Source organism: Larkinella ripae (assembly GCF_054780775.1).
Genome location: NZ_BAAGVR010000001.1, coordinates 92,628 through 110,822, shown reverse-complemented (window position 1 = coordinate 110,822; position 18,195 = coordinate 92,628). Strand labels below are relative to the sequence as shown.

The window sequence follows — 18,195 nt, the reverse complement described above, 5'->3', positions numbered from 1 at the left end:
TGAGCGTTAGCCATCTATCACGCGCAAAAATACGTAATTCTACGCGATCGGGAAGGGTTTATCCAGTCCCATCATCATGGGATTGACGGGGGTACCAGGTCCACTTACATTTGGGAAAGTTTTAACAAAAAACCGCTTTCCGACTTGTATTCCGCCATGAAGCAGCTCACGTATCTCACACTAGTGGTCGTAGTTATTTTTACCCTGTTCCAATGTAAAAAGTCGCCTGAGCCCGTGACGCCCGGCGGTTCGACCAATCCCGGCAGCAACACCGCTGTTACGGGAACCTCTACCGCACCGACGCTCACCACCGCAACGGCCCCGGCCACGTCCGGTATTTCATCAACCACGGCCACCCTCTCGGCCGTGATCGATGGGAACGGGGGGGCAGCCATCAGTCAACACGGTTTTGTCTACAGCAAAACCAGCCAGACGCCCACTACCGCCGACAGCAAAACCGAACTCGGAGCCACCGCCGGACCGTTTCCGCTGACGATCACGGGCAAGCTGACCGGTTTGGACGCCAACACGACCTACTACGCCCGGGCCTACGCCACCAACGACAAGGGAACCGGTTACGGCGCGGTGGCGCAGGTGAAAACCGGTACCGCAGCAGCAGCCACCGGTGAATTGAGTGGAACCTGGGTCGAACGGGCCAAATTTCCGACCGATCCACGCAATGATTTCTGGTTAGTAGCCGTGAACGATAAAGTTTACCTGTTAGGAGGGTACAGTACTACACAACGGTATTATGATGCCTGGGAATATGATCCCGCCAGCAATCGCTGGACGGAAAAAGCTAAAACCACTTTTACGCAATCGGCGATTTTCTTTCCGCCCATTCGACCCCTGGTCGCCAACGGAAAGATCTTTTTCCCGGCGGCGGTTGGTCCGACACCAAATGATGTGAAAGCCAACGTCCATGAGTTTGATCCGGTTGCCAACAAATGGTCGGTCAAAGGGGCTTTGCCTACCGGATTCGATCCCTATGGAACAGCGGCTTTCGTGATTGGCGACAAGGCCTATTTTGCGGGGCATAGCAGTTCGGCCGGTTTTGTGAAGAAGGTGTGGGAATACACGATTTCATCCGACAAATGGACGCAGAAAGGCGATCTGACCGGTCCTTTATCAAGCGGTTCTATCGGAGCCAGTATAAACGGCAAGGGGCTGGTCATCGGAGCTTCTGAGCCGGGTCAGCCGATAGCCACGCTTTCGTATGACCCGGCAACGGACAAATGGACAACCGCATCCACCCGGGATTACCTCAGCGCGGGCAGCAGTTCGAAAACCCTCGGATTCAGCAGTGATAAAATTGTGGACTACAATACCTGGACGGGCCAGAAATACCGGGATGGTGTGATGCCGATCGTTCTGACGCTGGACCCGCTCAAAGTAACCCCTCAACTAACCAATCTGCTGCCGTATCCCAAAGAGTGTGACGCGTATCCCGAAAGCGGTTTAAGTATGGTACACGTCGGAGACCGGGTTTTCGCGCTGATTAGCAACACCAAATCGCTTTCCAAACTAACCACCTGCGACAAGGAGGAAATGGGCAAACTCTATGAGTTTGTGAAGAAATAATGAACACAATTCACACCTTTCAAAACCGGTTTTACCATGAAAGTTCGTCTGCATTTTCTGAAGATTGCTCTGTTTCTCAGCGTAATAGCCTGTAAAAAAGACACCGAACCCACCAGTGGGCTTTCGGCTAAAATCCAGACCATCGTGCCGCAGGCAACCCTGAACGACCTGAAAGCGAAGGGGATAAGCATTAACGAAGGGTCGTCGCCACCCAACATCGAAGGTGTTTATGAAATCAGCCCGAAGCGGTTGTTGAGTCCCTACAGTGAGAAAGACAGTTACCGGAAGGGGCGGATTATTTCCAACTACAAATACCGGTTTTACCAGCAGCAGGGCGATGTGGTTCAGGTCGATTTCAAAAGCGCGGCCAGTTCGGATACGGGCACCGGCAAAGGCGGTTTTTTGTCGGGATCAGGAAATAAGTTTACTCTTTTTCTGGAAGTTAGCGGGATCGATGGCGGGATTGCGTACAAATCACTGGATGTCATATCGGGGGAGGTCAGCCCGGGCGGTATTGTAAACTTTCAGGCGGGCGAAACCCTGACACAGAAAACCGGTGACGACAGGGACACCCAGCTTATTCCGGTCAATCAGGCTCGCATCTGGGAAGACGGCGATCAGTTGGCGAAGAAGATCAGTACGTATTAACAGAACCAATCTACTCTACACTTACTTTTTCGGGTCATGAAGAACAAAGTCAATATTTTCTGGCTGCTTGTGACGGCTTTCATCCTCTGTTCCTGTGGCCGGACCAAGGTACTGGTAGCAACCTTTGAAAATGACTCCGTAGGCGCTGAACCCAACACCACACTGCCGGGCGATCCTGTCGGGGATATGATTCGATACGATAGGTCTATGGCGCCCAGGATTCGGGTTCAAAACTCAGTTATTGCTGGCGATAAAGCCTTGCATATATCTCAAATACCAATTTCGGGTCAACCGACACGCCATACTGGTTGGGTGGAATTTATAGGGATTCCAATAACTTCAGACAGGAAGCTGCTATTTTCCTGGGCCGCTCAGTATCACAACACCGGTTTTCTGGAAGAATTTGTCCAGACCGATATTACAAACGGAGCCGGAATCGTTTTGGTGAGGTTGTATTTTTACGGAAATGACAGCGTTAAGAATGTCAGCGACATTTCCACTGACGAGGGAAGGGTTAGTAGGCCGATTAATTTAAAAAAAGAACATTCGGTTTTCGTTGAAATTGATCTGCGTACTAAAACATACAATTTGAATATTATTACGGCTGATTCAACTGTTAATTTGCCTAATCAGCCACTGGCTACCATTGGTGGTACAAGGCCGCCCTATGCAGTCCCCTTCAATCCCAAAGTGGCTTTTCAGCTGGATCAAGGCCAGAGTGAAAATCGAAAATACATTCTGGAAGGTGTAGACATCTCCCAGGAAAAATAGCAAAGTGGACGTTGATCCGTCAAAAGATTTCGATGCGATTAACGTCCACCACCGGTTTTTGCTTCGTGTTCCAGCCGCTGATAGGTAGCTTCAAAATCGTCACCTTTCTGAACCGCATCCACCAGCTTCCGCAAACCGCTCCGACCCACTACCGACAGCCAGCGCGACACCTCCCGACCGGCGGTCATGTAGGCCAGCATGACGCGGTCGGAGCTGCCGGAGAAAAAACCGCCCAGTGATTCCAGTTCCTTCAACTCCAAAACCATCTGCTGACCGTGTGACTGTTGCTGCCAGTGATCCTGAAATTCGTCGTAACGACGCAGGCTGTCGGTGCTGCCTGAAAACCGCTGGTCGATCATCAGCGCCAGTCCCTCGTTGAACCACTGCGGAATCTGGCGCTGGGTTTTCAGCCAGCCCAGGCGCATAAACAGTTCGTCGTGGCACATTTCGTGGGCCAGCACGTCGGGATTCCGCCCGTAGGGGTTGATGATGATCCAGGAGTCGCCCCAGGGCGTTCCGAGGCTGCATCCGGCCCCTTCGCCATCCTGGCAATACCGCTTATATTGTTCGGGCGTCTGGCAAAAGATAATCGTTGCGTGGCTCTGAACGGAGTGGCCCCACAGGTCTTTGAGCCGTTTTCGGGCCTCGTTGATTTCAAAAATCAGGTAAACCCGCTGGCGGTCCGGCGTCGTTTTGTCCACCCAGATGGCGGGTGTTAAGCGCTGAAACTCCGATGAATGACCAATCCATTGACAGCGAAAGATTTGCGGGAAGGTCGCAAAATAGGCCAGTGGAACAATCAGCAGAAAAACGAAAACGCGAACTAACCAACGCATTCGGCAAATATAGGGATGGGAGTTGGTTTACGGTTATCCGGTTTTCGGGATACGGTTTACGGTTTTCAGTTTTCGGTATCCGGTTTTCGCCGGGCCGACGTTTCGCCGGGCCGACGTTTCGGTAGGCTGCCGGAGCGCCACCCCACCGGAGCTGGCTCCTTAACGCTCCTTATTCGTTATTCAATATTCGTTATTCAATATTCGATATTTAAGATTGAAGGCGTCAGCCACCGAAACGTCGGCCCGGCGAAACGTCGGCCCGGCGAAAGCCGGACACCGAAAACTGAAAACCGTAAACCGGATAACCGTAAACCGGCTAGGCAACGGATTCATGAGCAATAATCAGTTCGGCTACCTGCCGCCCGGTTTGCATGGCCGCGTTGAGCGATGGATAGGCGGTTTGGTCCCCGCACTGGTAAAGTCGTTCGGCCTTTTGCAGCGGAAGGTGTTGGGCGTCCGGACCGTATGCGGGCAGCGCTTCCGGAAGGTGATAGGTTTTCAGCCAGCGCCAGTGTTCCACTTCCGGGCCAAACCAGCCGGCCAGTTCTTTCCGGATGCGCTCCGTCAGCGCTTTTTCATTCACCACTTCCAGTCCCTGCGTGCTGACCGAGATGAGGGCCTGACCGCCGGGCGCGTAGGCGGGCGCCACATCGCTCAGAATGGCAAGGTTATGAACCACCGACTGCCGGTTGGCATTCAGCAACAGTAATTTTTCGGACCGGGGATGGTGGGGGCGGGGGGGCTGGCTGGCCGTGAAATAGGTATTGGTGGTGTGGTTATAGGAGCGATCCGGTTTTTCGGTGCCGAGCAGGCGGCTGGCGGCTGCGGCATCGACGGCCAGCACCACCGCATCCGCCCGAAGGGTTTCGCCGTTTGCCAGCAAAACCGTCGTGTCCCGGATTTGCTGCACCGGCGTGTTCAATCGGATTTGCGCGGAATTCAGTCGCCCGGCCAGTTGCTGCGGAATGGCCTCCATGCCAGCCGCCGGCAGGGCCGCATCGCCCTCGTAAAAATTTTTGAAACAGAACTGGAAGAAATTGCTGGAGGTAGCCAGCGCATCTTCCAGAAAAATGCCGCCGAAAAACGGCCGGAAAAATCGGTTGATGATCTGCTCCGAAAAACCGGCTTCCTCCAGGAACGTCTCGGTATCGGTTGCCTGTTGATGAAAGAAATCCGGGGTCGACAATCCCGCCACCTGCCGCATCAGCTCGACGACCCGCAGTTTGTCGCTGAACGTTCCGGCTCCTGACGCCAACGTCTGGAACAATCCGGAGGGTTCGCGCAGCGGATTGATGAACGGCAGCCAGTGGCCGGACGTGGGGCCGGTGGATTCGTGGATGAGCGCGCCGGGCCGGAACCGTTGCAGATTCAGGGCGCCGTAATCGAGCAGGCGCCGGGCTTCGGGGTAGGCCGTCAGCAGGATCTGAAAGCCCCGGTCGAGCCGAAAACCGTCGATCACGTCAGTGCGGACGCGACCACCCACGCCGTCGGAGGCTTCCAGCAAGGTGGCCTCAATACCGGCCCGGCGGAGGTAAACGGCGCAGGTCAGGCCGGCCATGCCAGCGCCTACAATCACTACAGTGGGTTTCGACTGCATCGGAACGGAGGTCTATTTTGTGCAAAAATACAGCTTACCGGATAGCGTTATTATTTTTGCGGTTTTAGTTTACTAAGTACATGCATCTACTCGTTCTGGACAATATTGATTCGTTCACCCATATGCTGGTTGATTACCTGAAGCAGGCCGGGGCAACCTGCCGGGTGGTGCGGAATACGGTTCCGCTGGCCGAAATTACGGCGGAATCGTACGACGGGCTGGTGCTGTCGCCTGGTCCCGGAACGCCCCGGCAAGCCGGTTGTCTGATGAACGTGATCGATCATTATTACGAGCAACTGCCGATACTGGGTGTTTGTTTAGGCCATCAGGCGCTGGGCGAGCACCTGGGGGCGCGTCTGGTAAAGGCAGCCAAACCCATGCACGGGAAAGTATCGGTGATCAGAAAACAGGCCGAGGATGTTTTGTGGACCAACCTGCCCGACGAACTGAGGGTGACGCGCTACCATTCGCTGGTGTTGACCGACCTGCCTGCCGGACTGATCCCGCTGGCTGCGACGGAAACCGGCGAGAATATGGCGTTCCGGCACCGGGCGCTGCCCATTTGGGGGATTCAGTTTCATCCCGAAGCAGCCTTGACCCAACAGGGTCTGGAAATATTAAAAAATTGGATTACCTTTGTTAAAACGACAAAATACTGACTATTTCATTGTACTTTTCTAATTTTTCTACGACAAAACCAAGACCGCTATGAACTATCGTGTTCGGACCGAAGGGAACTACCGCTACATAGATGAAGGACAAGGCGATGTATTGCTTTTACTTCATGGATTATTCGGAGCTTTGAGTAACTGGGATGGCGTGATTAGCGCCTTTTCTGACCGGTATCGGGTGGTGATTCCGGTGATGCCCATTTATGAAATGCCGATCCGGGAAGCCGGGCTAGAAGGATTAGTGAATTTTATTGAAGGTTTTCTGGCGTTTAAAAACCTGAACAACCTGACCTTGCTCGGCAACTCGCTGGGCGGTCACGTCGGGTTATTGTATACCCTGAAACATCCGGAGATGGTAAACCGGCTGGTTTTGACGGGGAGTTCCGGTTTATTCGAAAACGGGATGGGCGGTTCTTATCCGAAGCGGGGAAGCTACGATTACATTGCCGAGCGCGTTGCCTACACGTTTTACGACCCGAAGGTGGCAACCAAAGAGCTGATCGACGAAGTATTCGAGATTACCAACAGCATTCCGAAATGCCTGCGGATTGTGGCCATTGCCAAGTCGGCGCAGCGCAATAACGTTGCCAAGGAGATTCAGCGCATTACCGTTCCGACCCTGCTGATCTGGGGACTGAATGATACCATTACACCACCGGAAGTAGCCCACGAATTCAACCGGCTGATTCCGAACTCCGAATTGCACTTTATTGATAAATGTTGTCATGCACCCATGATGGAGCACCCCGACCGGTTTAACGCCCTGTTAACGGAGTGGCTGGAGAAACAACCCCTGAGCGCGACGAGTCGGCAGGGCGATCTGACCGTTGCCTGAGGAAACTGAGAAATTTCCGGAAAGATTTTGAAACTCTAACGGAAATTTCTTAGTTTTCAGCTATACTGTCTTTGCCAGAACCGTACCGGGTAGGTCTTCCGAACGGCTTGAAGCGGCTGGCTGAAAAACAGCAGACAGTTTAGTAAACTTCCGACACCATGCTGGCCTCTGAATTAATAGACCCGATGATACCGGCCCTGAAGCCGACGGATACCGTTGGGCAGGCCCTCGACTGGATGCAGGAACACCGCGTGGGCCAGCTGGCGGTGGTTGATCAGGGACAGTACAAAGGACTGGTCAATGAAGATCTGCTGCTGGACGTTCCCGACGATACCCACCAGCTGAGTGAGGTGATGCGGCTTTTCGAGCATCTGTCAGTCCACGAAAATCAACACCTTTACGAACTGCTCAGCTTGATTACCGAACACCGCCTGCAGGTGTTGGCGGTGGTCAACGAAGAGCAGGAGTTCATGGGAACGGTATCGTCCGGTGAATTGCTCAAACAGTTTGCGCAATTGCTGGGAATTCAGGAAGCCGGGGCCATTCTGATTCTTTCGATCAACGAACGCGATTATTCCATGGCCGAAATCAGCCGCCTGGTCGAATCGAACAACGTCCGGATCATCAGCAGTTATTTCGCGGGAGCCGCCTACGGAATGCCCGATAAATCACGATTGACCCTTAAACTCAACCGCAAAGACATAACGTCGGTGGTGGCCACGCTCGAGCGGTTTGGGTACACCATCGAAGCGGCTTTTGCCAATACGCCCATCGAAACCATCGACCAGGGCCGGCTTGATTTGCTGCTCCGGTATCTGGATTCCTGATCCAACCGCCAATCTGTTCGCTGTCAATGTCAGAATTATTGGACTTTTCTTTCATCTTTGCAATCTGACTGACGAACTGACTGCCGATTTTATGAAAATTGCTATTCACGGGCGTAATGTTGTCGAACTGGCTACACCGTTCATCCAATCGATGTTTGATGAACTGGCCCGGCGACAGATAGAAGTGCAACTCTCAGAAATCTACCGTCTATTCCTGGATTCCGCCGGGATCAATCACCATACCACGTCAACGTATTCCTCGTATCAAACGATCTTCGACGCCGATTTTGCGTTCAGCCTTGGTGGTGACGGCACCCTGCTCGAAGTGCTCACCCATGTTGGGCCGCGGAACATCCCGATTGTCGGGATCAACATCGGCCGGCTGGGTTTTCTGACCACAATCTCGCCCGAAAATCCGGAGTCCCTGCCCAAACTGCTGCAGGCGCTGGACCGTGGCGAATACCGGCTTGATGAACGAACGCTGGTCAACCTGCAATCCGACGAAGATTTGTTCGATGGCGTGCCGTTCGGCTTAAACGACGTGACAATCACCAAAACCGAAACCTCATCGATGATTACGGTTCATACGTATCTCAACGGTGATTTTCTGAATTCCTACTGGGCTGATGGCCTGATCATTTCAACCGCGACCGGTTCAACCGGTTATTCACTGAGTTGCGGAGGGCCTCTGCTGCTGCCCCACAACAGCAATTTTATTGTCACACCCATCAGCCCGCACAACCTGAACGTGCGGCCGATGGTAGTGCCGGATTCGTCGCAGCTCTCCTTCGAAGTCGAGAGCCGAAGCAACACCTTTCTGGTTTCGGTCGATTCCCGGTTTCGTACCGTCAATACCGGCACCCGACTGAGCGTTCGGAAAGAAGAATTTGTGGCCCGACTGGTCAAAATGAGCGACGATACGTTCCTGAATACCCTGCGGAGCAAACTCAGCTGGGGGTGGGACATCCGCAATTAAGCAAGACGCCTGGGCAGGAGATCGCGGTTTTAGGGCGGCAACCGGCAATTTTAACGCTAATTCCGGAACAGTTTTACCCAATGACCCAATAAAACACCAAACGAACACGTTTCAGAGGAGGAGCTTGATCCTGGCCGATCGAATCCAACGAGATGAATCAGAGGCCCGGTTTTCCGGCGCGGTAGTAAGCAAAGAAACATGAAGAATAACCTACTGATTACCAGTGTACTTGCTGCGACCTGTCTGGCGTTGCAGCCGCTTGATGGACAGGCACAAAACGGGCGAAATCCATTCGTGCCGTACTCGGAAGTGGGATTGGGGCTGGGAACCGCCAGTTATTATGGGGAGATTGCCGGGTACCGCAAACCCATAAAATCAACGTTTATCATGATGCGCTGGAATGCCGGCGCCATGTATACCCGGCATTTTACGCCCCGGCTGGCGGCTCGGGCTTCGTTCAACTGGGTGCGCATTGCGGGCGACGATTACACCTACAACCGCAAAGACCTCAATTCCGGCATTATTCAGTACGTCCGGAACCTGCATTTTCGCAACGATCTGAAAGAATTTGCCCTGAGCGGGATTTATCAGTTTGTACCGGACGGACGCAATCCGAACTACCGGGCCAAACTCACCCCTTATATTACGCTGGGACTGGCCGCCGTGGCCCACAGCCCGGAAGCCCGCACGCCGGTCGGTTTTGGCACTACGCCCGACGACACCGAACAACGGTGGGTGAAACTGCAACCGCTCGGCACCGAGGGGCAGGGGCAGAACGGCGTAAAACCGTACTCGCTGATGACGCTGGCGATTCCGGTGGGGCTGGGTGTTCGCTATAAACTCAACGACCGGTTTGATCTGGCGGGTGAAATCAATTACCGCTATACCACAACCGACTACCTGGATGATGCGGGGGGAGCGTATCCCGACCCGACCATCCTGAAAGATGATCTATCCCGGGTTATGTCCGACCGCCGACTGGAGCCGGTAGCCGCCCGGAAAGGGGGCGACCGCGTTGCGGATTTGCAAAGTTATTTAAACACCCCCGACCCGCTGACGGCCATCAGCAACGATCCGACGTACAACGCACGGGGTGCCAACGGCCTGTTCAATGATGGCTACATGACCATCAGTTTTCAGATACACTACGTTCTGACGCCACGAATTAAATGCCCACCGATCAAATAAAGCCTGATTTTTTCCTTTCTCGTTTCGAATTTTTCGGCCCGTTGGGAAACCGGTTTCGGGCGGTTTTCTGGCTAACGGTCAGTTTGTTCGTGCTGTCTGGTTTCGCAGCGCGGGCGCAGTCGACCTGGGAAGTGGGCGGAGGGCTGGGCGGTCTGGTGTACAAGGGCGATCTGGCTCCCAGCCTGATTCCCGCCAACATTCGCCCGGCGGGCAATCTGCTCGTGCGCTACAACGTCAGCCAGCCCTTTACGGTGCGGTTCAATGCGGGCATTGGTCAGATTGCCGGTGACGACAAGCGGTTTAACGATGCCTTTCAACAGGCGCGCGGGCTGGCGTTTAAGACCAACATCCGGGAGATGAACGTGCTCATGGAATACAATTTCCTGAATTATTCGAGTCTGCGCAAAGTGAAAAACTGGACGCCGTACGTGTTTGGCGGGCTGGGCCTGTTTACGTTTAAAACCAACCCGAGCAATCCCGGTTATCAGCGGAAATCGTTGTTTAATTTCCCGCTGGGTGTGGGCGTCAAGTACGAGTTCAAACGCCCCTGGAGCCTGGGGCTGGAATACGGCACCCGGTTTTCCGGTTCCGATTACCTGGATAACTTTGGTCCGAACACCTTTGGCAGCACCAATAAATTGCTGAATGGCAATCCCGATTCCAAAGACAGTTACACCTACATTGGCCTCATGCTGACCTACCGTTTCTACCGGATTACCTGTCCTGAATAAGCGTGTTTCCGAGTTTTTTGCTTATTTTTCGCTCTTAAAAGCGATTGAATACAACCATTTAACGTGAAATCAGGATTTTGGGAAACTATGCGGTGGGTCGGCATCCTAAGCGCTTTGTGGATTGGATTATCAAATTCGGCTTCGTCGCAATCCATCGCCTGGGCCGGCTCCGACATTCCCCGGGTCGATTCGATGTGTCAGCAATTCCAGCAACTGTACACCCAGATTCGGGAGGAGAGCGTGCTGCCCGATACCGCCCGTAAAATCTTCAGTAACATCATGCTCGGGCTACGGGTGAAATTCCGTACGGCCGAATCGTTCCGACTCGATAGTGCCCGTCGCGACAGCCTGCTGCATTCCGCGTATTTTTCCTTTCCACTCCGCAACTACACCCCTGATGCCATTGGCGGGTCGCACGGTGAAGGGTACCGGGCCAAAGGCTTTGATTTATTTGATTACAATGTTCGCGGCAGCCACCCGGCCCAGGATATTTTTATCCGGGACCGCAACCAGGATTGCATCGACGACAATACCGACCAGCCCGCCGATGTGCTGGCCATGACCGGGGGCGTGGTGCTGGCTATCGAAACCGCCTGGTTACCGGGGCAGGAATACCGGGGCGGCAACTGGATTTGGGTCTACGATCCGCTGCTCGACGGCCTGTGGTATTACGCCCACAACAATGCCGTGCTGGTGCGGCCCGGCGACTGGGTGCAATCGGGTCAGAAAATCAGCGAAGTAGGCCGAACCGGCTACAATGCCTACGCGGCCCGCTCGCCAACGCACCTGCACATCATGTACCTGCAACTCCAGCCCGACGGATTGCCACTGCCCCAAAATCCCTACGAGTGGCTCCTGACTGCGCGCACCAACTGAGTTGTGAGTGAGTTGACACGAAGCAATTCATTGGCGCGCGGGCGTCCCCTCACAACTCCTTTCTGCCGTTCAATAATACGGCGCTTCATGACCTGATTTCATCGGCTGTAGGGGGCAATTCGTCCGGCCCGAAAGCCGGCTTCCGATGCGGCCGGTTGTTGTTGCTACTTTTGATTCATCAATCACAAACAACAACATACTTACTGCCATGAAAAAAATCATTTTTGCCCTCGTCACCCTCATCGCCGTTGTTAGCTGCAAAGACCAGGAGGAAATTAAGCCGGAAATGCTCGGTAATTACTTGTTCTACACCAGCTTAACGGCTTCGAAGTTCGATCAGGTGGAAGTAAAACTGAACGGAAAAACCGTCGGGCTGCTGACGCAATCGTTTACCGATGCCAACTCGCCTTCCTGCGAAACCAAGACCTCGGCCCTGGTTCTCAACATCAGCCGCCCGGCCGGAAGCTACTCGCTCGACGCGGTTGCTACCCTGAAAGGAAAAGAAGTAACCAAATGGTCGGATTCCATTCGCATTGAAGAAGGGAGCTGCGGCAGAAGCCGTCTGACATCCCGCCTGTAAGGAAAACGATCCAATAGCCTCCTGTTCAGAACGAATTTTAGCCAGAACCATCGCGCCAAAAAACCGTACCGAACCGTGCGGTTTTTTGTTTTTCACAGCCGCCGTAAAATTACACGACGTAATTCCTTACTTACAGCACGTCAAAAGTCCTTTTCATCGGCTCGGGGCACCCGGCTGATGGTGATCCGCCACATCCTTCGTATCTTGAAGGACGGCACCGTACCCCTTCGTTTACACCTGAATGTCCAGCTTGTTCGTCATCCCGTCAAACCGCCATCTGATCCGAATCCTGATCGGGCTGGTACTGTTTTGCTGGCTGAAAACCGCTGTGGCCCAGCAATTTGCCGACCGAACCTACGGCGTTTACGACGGACTCTCGTACGTGTATGTATCCGGTCTGCACCAGGATCGGGTTGGCCGGATCTGGATTGGGACCTACTTTGGGTTGAACTACTTCGACGGGGTGCCGCCCATTATCAACCAGCGGCAAATTCCGGAATTGCCCGACGGGGGCGACAACCTGACCGATTCGCCCGATGGCACGGTCTGGGCCTGTGCGGGCAATCGCCTGTTCCGGATGAACAACATTTCGTCCACGGGGCTGGCGGTGAAAGAGTTTTCGGTGAACTATGGCCGCACTCCGCAGCAGCAGGTCCTCTTCATGACGTCCGACCACGAAAACAAACTCTGGTTTGCCGCCCGCAGCGGTTCCGAAACCGTTGGCCAGCGCTTATACGTCTGGCAGGATGATCGGATGACGGATGTTACCAGGCGGTTTTTTACCAATCCGGAGCAACGGTTTCGGGGCATCCTGACCGACTGGCCGAATCGCCGGGTTTTGGTCCTGACCGACGACGGTCGGTTGTGGGAACTGAAAAACAAGCAGCGCACCCTGATTGCCGACCGGCTTCCGCTCAACCAGTTGCTGACCGACCCCGCGGGCGGTTTTTACGCCCTGGCCGGCGCGACGGTGTATCGCATTGAGGAACAGACCGTCAGCAAAGTGTACGATGTGCCGGTGCCATCCTCGGAACTGAAGATTTGTGCGATGGGGCCGAACGGGGAACTTGCCTTTCAGAAGAGCCAGGGCGATCTGGACATTTGCTGGTACGATGGCAAAACCGTCACCAATTCGCACATCAGTTCGTCGCCAGTCAATCGGCTGTTGTTCGACCGGCGGGGTGATCTTTGGGCCGGAACGTCAGCGAACGGTCTGGTACACATCAAGATGAGCGGCTGGCAATACTTCGACGGCTCGGAGGGCTGGCTGGAAGAAACCAACAATGTGGTGGAAGACCGGAACGGCGTGGTCTGGTTTGCCTCCTGGGGAAAAGGCCTGAGCCGACTGGCCGAAACCGGCATCGTGCCGGACCGGAAGTACCGAAAAATGATGCCCGCCGATCATTTCCAACCGGTCAGCCGAACGGATGCGGACGGCAATGTTTTTCTGGTGGCCGAGCCGCAAAAAGGGGTTTTTCGCTTCGACGGGAGCCAGTTTCGGTTGTTACCGGGCACCGATACGACGACCCTGCCCCTGCCTTTTTACGACGATGTGCGCCGGAACCGCTACCTGGTGGCTTCCAGTTCGAGCCTGTTTGTTTATAACCGGCAAACGCTGGCGCTCACCGAAACCATTCCGTTGCCATCGCACCAGTACGACAACATGGAAACCGATAAATTCGGACGGTTCTGGATTTGTGGCTGGGAACAAACCCTGTTGTGGGACGGCAAAAGCCGCTCATTCCGGAAACTGACCGTTAAAAACAAAGGCGTTCCGGCGAAAACCGTGGCCGAAGTTCAGCGCGATAAACGCGGCAATTTGTGGCTGGCCACCGGCGACGGGCTCTGGTTTTACGATTACAAAACCTTCCGCCGGGTTGCCCCCGCCTTTCTGCAACGCACCATTACCTACTGCCGACCGCTGGGCCGCTACCTGATGGTGGGCACGCTGGAAGGCTTGTATGTGCTGGACATGGAGCGGTTTTACGAAGCGGGTGAAGAATGGATCGCTTATTTTGACCGGGAAAATGGGTTTCGGGGCAGTCAGTGCATCTTCAATGGCATCCTGCTCGACTCGCGCGGGCGGCTGTGGGTGGCCACGCGCGACCGCATGATGATGATTTCGCAAAAGCGGCTTTTTCAATTGCTCAAACCGGTGCCAACCGGCATTCGGGCGTTTCGGGATATGCGATCAGGCCGGGTGGTTGAAACCCGGGCGGGCCGCATTGCGTTTGAATCCAGCGAAAACGACCTTGAAGTGCAACTTCAGGAAAATTCGGAGAAGAATTTACTGACAAACACCACCTATCAATACCGGCTGGAGCGGCTGGACGGCAACCCGACCACGCCCGAATGGTCGGAGCCGTTTCGCAACGATTTCTTTACCTTACAGAACCTCAGCGACGGATCGTACCGGCTGGCCATTCAGGTGCTGCGGGCCGATGGCCTGTGGAATGCGCGGCCGATTGTGCAGGAGTTCCGGATTGCGCCCCCCTGGTATGCCACCTGGTGGTTCCGGACGCTGGTGATCAGTGTGGTGGTGGGCGGCTTGTTTTACGGTCGGTTGCGGCAGGTGCGGATCCTGGCGCAGCGTCGGCTGAACCGGCTTCAGCTTCAGCGCAAAATGTCGCGGCTGGAGGTGGAAGCCGCCAATCGGGAAAAGCAGGAAGCCGAAATCCGGCGCCAACTGGCCGAAGCCAGCCGGAAGCGCGCACTGCTGGAAGTGAAAGCCATTACGAATCAGATTGATCCGCATTTTGTGGCCAATTTCCTGACTGCCATCCAGTCGATCACCTACGAATCGGATCCGGATACGGTGGTGAGTTACCTGGCTAAATTTGGGTCAATTTTCCGCAACCAGCTGATGACGCGCAGCCGGGTTTTCTGGATGCTGCGGGAAGAACTCGAATTTGTCCAGAACTACCTGGATCTGGAGCGGCTGCGCTTCGGGGACCGGATCCGGTTTACGGTAGAAGTCTGTCCGGGCGTTCCGATGGATACGCATCTGCCGAAAATGCTGATTCAGGGTTACGTTTCCAACGCCATCAAACACGGGTTAGAGCACAAACCAGACGGCGGGATCGTCAGTGTATTTGTCTGCGAATCAGATGGTTGTTTGAAGATTAAGGTGGAGGACGATGGCGTTGGGCTGGAAAAAGCCCGGCAATACCGACGCCGGAGCACGGGCCGTGGACTGAACATCAACCAGGCGGTTTTCGATCAGTTGAACCAGTACAACGAGTTGAAAAGTTCGCAGCAGGTTACGGATTTAACCCAGGCCGAAACCGGTATCTCCGGCGTCCGGCTGGAAGCGGTTTTGCCGCTGCACCCGGTTTTGCCTCCGGAAGAAAATGCGGTCGATACCGAATAGCGGTTTTATAAACACACGGTTTAACAAAAAATTACGATGAATTCATTAATTGTACGGTCGGTCATTATCGACGACGAACTTCCGGTTCGGCGGACACTGCGGAGCATGCTTACGTCGGTATCGGAAGTGAGCGTCGTGGGTGAAGCCGCGAACGTGACGGAAGGGCTGGATCTGATTGCGGAACAAAAACCGGATCTGATTTTTCTGGACATCAAAATGCCTATTCGCAGCGGGTTTGACCTGCTCGACGAACTGACGCTGCAACAGCAGTTTTACGGGGTCATTTTTGTGTCGGGGTATCCGGACGATGCGCTGATGGCCGTTCAGAAGGCGGCTCCGCATTTGCACTCGGATTTTGTGGTGAAACCCATTGATCCGCTGATTCTGAAGGAAAAATTCCGGCTGTTTTACACCAAATGGAAAGCCGACAAGGAGCACGAAATCGAGCTGACGGCCCAACTGGAAAAAGCATTCAGCCAGAATCAGGAACTTACGACCTTATCGGGCCCCCGGTTTTTGACGTTCCAGAACTCCGTCGCGCTCCACCGCATCGAAGTGGCCGACATTATGTATTGCGAATCGGCCAACAAGCAGATCAACGTGTATTGCTCGAAACAGGAACACCTGAATGTGCCCAACCTGACGCTCGATACGCTCGAAAGACTGCTGCCCGCCGATCATTTTATCCGCATCGGCAAGAGCCACATCCTGAACCGGGAAGCCATCAGTTATCTGGAGAAAGGGGCCCGTCCGAAATGCCGGCTGGTGCTGGGCAACCGCGTACGCGAATTGCTCATCTACGCCAGCAACGTCTGGAAAGTGGAAGAAAGTTACGCTTCGTGAGGGTGGCGCGGTAGGAACGTTACCGGAACCGGGTGACGGCCCGCTTATTTGGCAACAACGTCTTTTTCCTGCGAAATCGTGGCGTGGAGCGCTTCTTCGATCCGGTCAATGGCTTTTTCGAAAGTCCACTGTTCCTGAACCAGCCGCCGGGCGTTGCGCGAAAGCCGGTCGGCCAGGGCAGTATCGGTCAGGACTCGCTGAACCGCCAGCGCCATCTCGGCCGGTTTTCGGTTGACCAACAGGCCGTTATAATTGCCAATCACGGTTTCGCGAACCCCGCCTTCGGCCACTGCCACGACGGGCAACCCACAGGCATTGGCTTCCAGCGGAGCCAGTCCGAACGGTTCCAGGGTGGAGGTGTAGAGCAGGCACGACGCCGTATTGAGCAGGCGAACCAGCTCGTCGTGCGGTATTTTCTCGCGTGGTTCGAAGGAAACATTCAGCTGGCGGCTGAGGTCCTGTAGCTTGCCAACGTAGGCTTTGTCGCCCATGTCGCCCACCCAGACCAGTTTGGGCCGAATCGCTTTCGGAATGAGCGCCAGCGACTCAATGGCCATATCGGGACGTTTGTGCTGAAAAAACGCTCCCAGACCCATCACGAACGGCTCGCGGGGTCGATCCTGAAACGGAAACAAACCGGCGTCGATGCCCAGGTAACAGACCTCACCAGCTCCTCCGTAGGCCCGGAGCAGGTTTTCGTTGCTGAAATACGAATTGACCAGCACTTTGTCGTAACTGCGGTAATTTTCAATCTCTTCCCGCACCCGCACCCGCGCCTGCCGGATCTTGAACATATCGTCCCAGTACTGGCTCCGGTAGTCGGCCTTCTTCCAGTTTCCGTTGGCCGGGGGCAGTCCCTCCCAGATCAAATCCGGCGACGATTCAAACAGCGTCCGGTTGGGCTCACCGAGGTAAAGTGCCTTTGGGATGTTGACAAACCGGCCGATGTAAGGCATCGAGAAAGTAATGCAGGAGTTGGCGAACAGCACGTCAAAACCGCCCGCGTTAATCTGGTCGGCACATTGCCGGCAAAAGTCGAGCATCCGCCGGATGCGGGTTTCGGGCTCGAATTTCACTGCCCAGATTTTATCCCGGTATTCGTCCCGGATGCGGATATCCATTGACAGCGGCAGTACGTGCGTTTTGGTCACGTACTGATCCACGTCCAGAAATTTACTGTCGGCAATCGACGATGTCCACACCTCAATGGTGTGACCGCGCTGGGCCAGCCCTTTGATGTGCTGGTGCAAAGCCCGACTTCCTCCTCCGCTCCGCAAATTATGCCAAACTGCAATTTTCATCCAATACCGCCTATTCTGGTAATATGCCTGCCAATTTAGTATTTTTTTCTGACAACTTTCAGCGCTTCCCCAATTCAAGCACTTCCATGTCGCTGATCCGGCCGGCGTCGAGCGTAAATCGAATGGCGGTGCGAATTTTGTGAAAACCGTGTTTGCCAGCCGCTCCTGGATTGATAAACAAGACGTTATTTAATTTGGCGTCCCTGGTTACTTTTAGAAGATGCGAATGTCCGCAGACGAAAAGATCGGGTGGGTTGCGTACCAATTCGGGCCGGACAATAGGATTATACCGGGGCGGAGTACCTCCGATGTGCGTAATCCAGATTGAAAGACCTTCCAGCGAAAACCGCTGGTGTTCGGGGCATTCCAGCGCAATTTCGCGGTTGTCGATGTTGCCAAACACCGCCCGGAGCGGTTTGAAGCCCCGGAGCTGATCGACAATTTCGAGGGAGCCGATGTCGCCCGCGTGCCAGATTTCGTCACACTGCGCGAAGTGGGTGAAGAGTTGCGGGTCCAGAAAACCGTGGGTGTCCGAAAGCAGGCCGATGCGGGTCAAGGTGATTA

Annotated in this window: 18 protein-coding genes; 13 read left to right on the top strand and 5 right to left on the bottom strand. The window is 54.5% G+C overall.

Annotation, left to right across the window (positions count from 1 at the left end; translation table 11 throughout):
* Positions 1–156 precede the first annotated feature (156 nt).
* From ACYVHX_RS00505 to ACYVHX_RS00495, 3 genes are read left to right on the top strand one after another with little or no spacing between them, the layout of a single operon-like run.
* Positions 157–1,581 (top strand): Kelch repeat-containing protein, encoded by a 1,425-nt coding sequence (locus ACYVHX_RS00505; protein ID WP_460669634.1) that lies wholly within the window; start codon positions 157–159, stop codon positions 1,579–1,581.
* A gap of 36 nt (positions 1,582–1,617) precedes the next feature.
* Entirely contained in the window at positions 1,618–2,229 is a 612-nt protein-coding gene (locus tag ACYVHX_RS00500; protein ID WP_460669633.1) for a hypothetical protein, read from the top strand.
* A gap of 36 nt (positions 2,230–2,265) precedes the next feature.
* Complete coding sequence (locus tag ACYVHX_RS00495) at positions 2,266–3,000, top strand: hypothetical protein (protein ID WP_460669632.1); 735 nt, start codon at positions 2,266–2,268, stop codon at positions 2,998–3,000.
* Positions 3,001–3,038: 38 nt separating this feature from the next.
* Here the strand turns inward: ACYVHX_RS00495 and ACYVHX_RS00490 are convergent, their stop codons facing one another.
* From ACYVHX_RS00490 to ACYVHX_RS00480, 3 genes are all read right to left on the bottom strand, one after another.
* On the bottom strand, positions 3,039–3,836 hold the full coding sequence (locus tag ACYVHX_RS00490) for a hypothetical protein (RefSeq protein ID WP_460669631.1): 798 nt from the start codon (positions 3,834–3,836) through the stop codon (positions 3,039–3,041).
* Between the two features lie 180 nt (positions 3,837–4,016).
* Positions 4,017–4,169: a hypothetical protein gene (locus ACYVHX_RS00485; protein WP_460669630.1), complete on the bottom strand. Its 153-nt coding sequence runs from the start codon at positions 4,167–4,169 to the stop codon at positions 4,017–4,019.
* Entirely contained in the window at positions 4,153–5,433 is a 1,281-nt protein-coding gene (locus ACYVHX_RS00480; protein ID WP_460669629.1) for an NAD(P)/FAD-dependent oxidoreductase, read from the bottom strand. Before ACYVHX_RS00480 ends, ACYVHX_RS00485 begins: the two co-directional genes overlap by 17 nt.
* 80 nt (positions 5,434–5,513) lie before the next feature.
* On the opposite strand from ACYVHX_RS00480, the gene ACYVHX_RS00475 reads away from it, so the two are divergent.
* The 10 genes from ACYVHX_RS00475 to ACYVHX_RS00430 all read left to right on the top strand — a co-directional run bounded on the left by ACYVHX_RS00475 (position 5,514) and on the right by ACYVHX_RS00430 (position 16,330).
* Complete coding sequence (locus ACYVHX_RS00475; RefSeq protein WP_460669628.1) at positions 5,514–6,092, top strand: anthranilate synthase component II; 579 nt, start codon at positions 5,514–5,516, stop codon at positions 6,090–6,092.
* Between the two features lie 49 nt (positions 6,093–6,141).
* Entirely contained in the window at positions 6,142–6,939 is a 798-nt protein-coding gene (locus ACYVHX_RS00470; protein ID WP_460669627.1) for an alpha/beta fold hydrolase, read from the top strand.
* A gap of 158 nt (positions 6,940–7,097) precedes the next feature.
* Complete coding sequence (locus tag ACYVHX_RS00465) at positions 7,098–7,766, top strand: CBS domain-containing protein (RefSeq protein ID WP_460669626.1); 669 nt, start codon at positions 7,098–7,100, stop codon at positions 7,764–7,766.
* Between the two features lie 91 nt (positions 7,767–7,857).
* The gene (locus ACYVHX_RS00460; protein ID WP_460669625.1) at positions 7,858–8,742 is read left to right on the top strand and encodes an NAD kinase; all 885 of its coding nucleotides are present in this window, start codon (positions 7,858–7,860) and stop codon (positions 8,740–8,742) included.
* Between the two features lie 198 nt (positions 8,743–8,940).
* Entirely contained in the window at positions 8,941–9,930 is a 990-nt protein-coding gene (locus ACYVHX_RS00455; RefSeq protein WP_460669624.1) for an outer membrane beta-barrel protein, read from the top strand.
* The gene (porG, locus tag ACYVHX_RS00450) at positions 9,912–10,661 is read left to right on the top strand and encodes a type IX secretion system protein PorG (protein ID WP_460669623.1); all 750 of its coding nucleotides are present in this window, start codon (positions 9,912–9,914) and stop codon (positions 10,659–10,661) included. Before ACYVHX_RS00455 ends, porG begins: the two co-directional genes overlap by 19 nt.
* Positions 10,662–10,748: 87 nt before the next feature.
* Positions 10,749–11,537 carry a M23 family metallopeptidase gene (locus ACYVHX_RS00445; protein WP_460669622.1) on the top strand — a complete coding sequence of 263 codons (789 nt, stop codon included), beginning with the start codon at positions 10,749–10,751 and terminating at the stop codon, positions 11,535–11,537.
* A gap of 208 nt (positions 11,538–11,745) precedes the next feature.
* The gene (locus tag ACYVHX_RS00440; protein ID WP_460669621.1) at positions 11,746–12,117 is read left to right on the top strand and encodes a hypothetical protein; all 372 of its coding nucleotides are present in this window, start codon (positions 11,746–11,748) and stop codon (positions 12,115–12,117) included.
* Positions 12,118–12,358: 241 nt separating this feature from the next.
* Entirely contained in the window at positions 12,359–15,487 is a 3,129-nt protein-coding gene (locus ACYVHX_RS00435; protein ID WP_460669620.1) for a two-component regulator propeller domain-containing protein, read from the top strand.
* Positions 15,488–15,523: 36 nt separating this feature from the next.
* Positions 15,524–16,330, top strand: a complete 807-nt coding sequence (locus ACYVHX_RS00430) for a LytR/AlgR family response regulator transcription factor (RefSeq protein ID WP_460669619.1) — start codon at positions 15,524–15,526, stop codon at positions 16,328–16,330.
* A 44-nt stretch (positions 16,331–16,374) separates the two neighbouring features.
* On the opposite strand, the gene ACYVHX_RS00425 is transcribed toward ACYVHX_RS00430, so the two are convergent.
* Together ACYVHX_RS00425 and ACYVHX_RS00420 are read right to left on the bottom strand one after the other, a co-directional pair.
* Positions 16,375–17,631: a glycosyltransferase family 4 protein gene (locus tag ACYVHX_RS00425; protein WP_460669618.1), complete on the bottom strand. Its 1,257-nt coding sequence runs from the start codon at positions 17,629–17,631 to the stop codon at positions 16,375–16,377.
* A 58-nt stretch (positions 17,632–17,689) separates the two neighbouring features.
* A complete protein-coding gene (locus tag ACYVHX_RS00420; protein ID WP_460669617.1) occupies positions 17,690–18,187 on the bottom strand; it encodes a metallophosphoesterase family protein in 498 nt (165 codons plus the stop codon).
* Positions 18,188–18,195 lie beyond the last annotated feature (8 nt).

Excerpts from the sequence above, each read along its gene's own strand:
- ACYVHX_RS00505 (WP_460669634.1), top strand. The coding sequence starts at position 157 with ATGAAGCAGCTCACGTATCTCACACTAGTGGTCGTAGTTATTTTTACC.
- ACYVHX_RS00500 (WP_460669633.1), top strand. The coding sequence starts at position 1,618 with ATGAAAGTTCGTCTGCATTTTCTGAAGATTGCTCTGTTTCTCAGCGTA.
- ACYVHX_RS00495 (WP_460669632.1), top strand. The coding sequence starts at position 2,266 with ATGAAGAACAAAGTCAATATTTTCTGGCTGCTTGTGACGGCTTTCATC.
- ACYVHX_RS00490 (WP_460669631.1), bottom strand. The coding sequence starts at position 3,836 with ATGCGTTGGTTAGTTCGCGTTTTCGTTTTTCTGCTGATTGTTCCACTG.
- ACYVHX_RS00485 (WP_460669630.1), bottom strand. The coding sequence starts at position 4,169 with ATGAATCCGTTGCCTAGCCGGTTTACGGTTATCCGGTTTACGGTTTTC.
- ACYVHX_RS00480 (WP_460669629.1), bottom strand. The coding sequence starts at position 5,433 with ATGCAGTCGAAACCCACTGTAGTGATTGTAGGCGCTGGCATGGCCGGC.
- ACYVHX_RS00475 (WP_460669628.1), top strand. The coding sequence starts at position 5,514 with ATGCATCTACTCGTTCTGGACAATATTGATTCGTTCACCCATATGCTG.
- ACYVHX_RS00470 (WP_460669627.1), top strand. The coding sequence starts at position 6,142 with ATGAACTATCGTGTTCGGACCGAAGGGAACTACCGCTACATAGATGAA.
- ACYVHX_RS00465 (WP_460669626.1), top strand. The coding sequence starts at position 7,098 with ATGCTGGCCTCTGAATTAATAGACCCGATGATACCGGCCCTGAAGCCG.
- ACYVHX_RS00460 (WP_460669625.1), top strand. The coding sequence starts at position 7,858 with ATGAAAATTGCTATTCACGGGCGTAATGTTGTCGAACTGGCTACACCG.
- ACYVHX_RS00455 (WP_460669624.1), top strand. The coding sequence starts at position 8,941 with ATGAAGAATAACCTACTGATTACCAGTGTACTTGCTGCGACCTGTCTG.
- porG (WP_460669623.1), top strand. The coding sequence starts at position 9,912 with ATGCCCACCGATCAAATAAAGCCTGATTTTTTCCTTTCTCGTTTCGAA.
- ACYVHX_RS00445 (WP_460669622.1), top strand. The coding sequence starts at position 10,749 with ATGCGGTGGGTCGGCATCCTAAGCGCTTTGTGGATTGGATTATCAAAT.
- ACYVHX_RS00440 (WP_460669621.1), top strand. The coding sequence starts at position 11,746 with ATGAAAAAAATCATTTTTGCCCTCGTCACCCTCATCGCCGTTGTTAGC.
- ACYVHX_RS00435 (WP_460669620.1), top strand. The coding sequence starts at position 12,359 with ATGTCCAGCTTGTTCGTCATCCCGTCAAACCGCCATCTGATCCGAATC.
- ACYVHX_RS00430 (WP_460669619.1), top strand. The coding sequence starts at position 15,524 with ATGAATTCATTAATTGTACGGTCGGTCATTATCGACGACGAACTTCCG.
- ACYVHX_RS00425 (WP_460669618.1), bottom strand. The coding sequence starts at position 17,631 with ATGAAAATTGCAGTTTGGCATAATTTGCGGAGCGGAGGAGGAAGTCGG.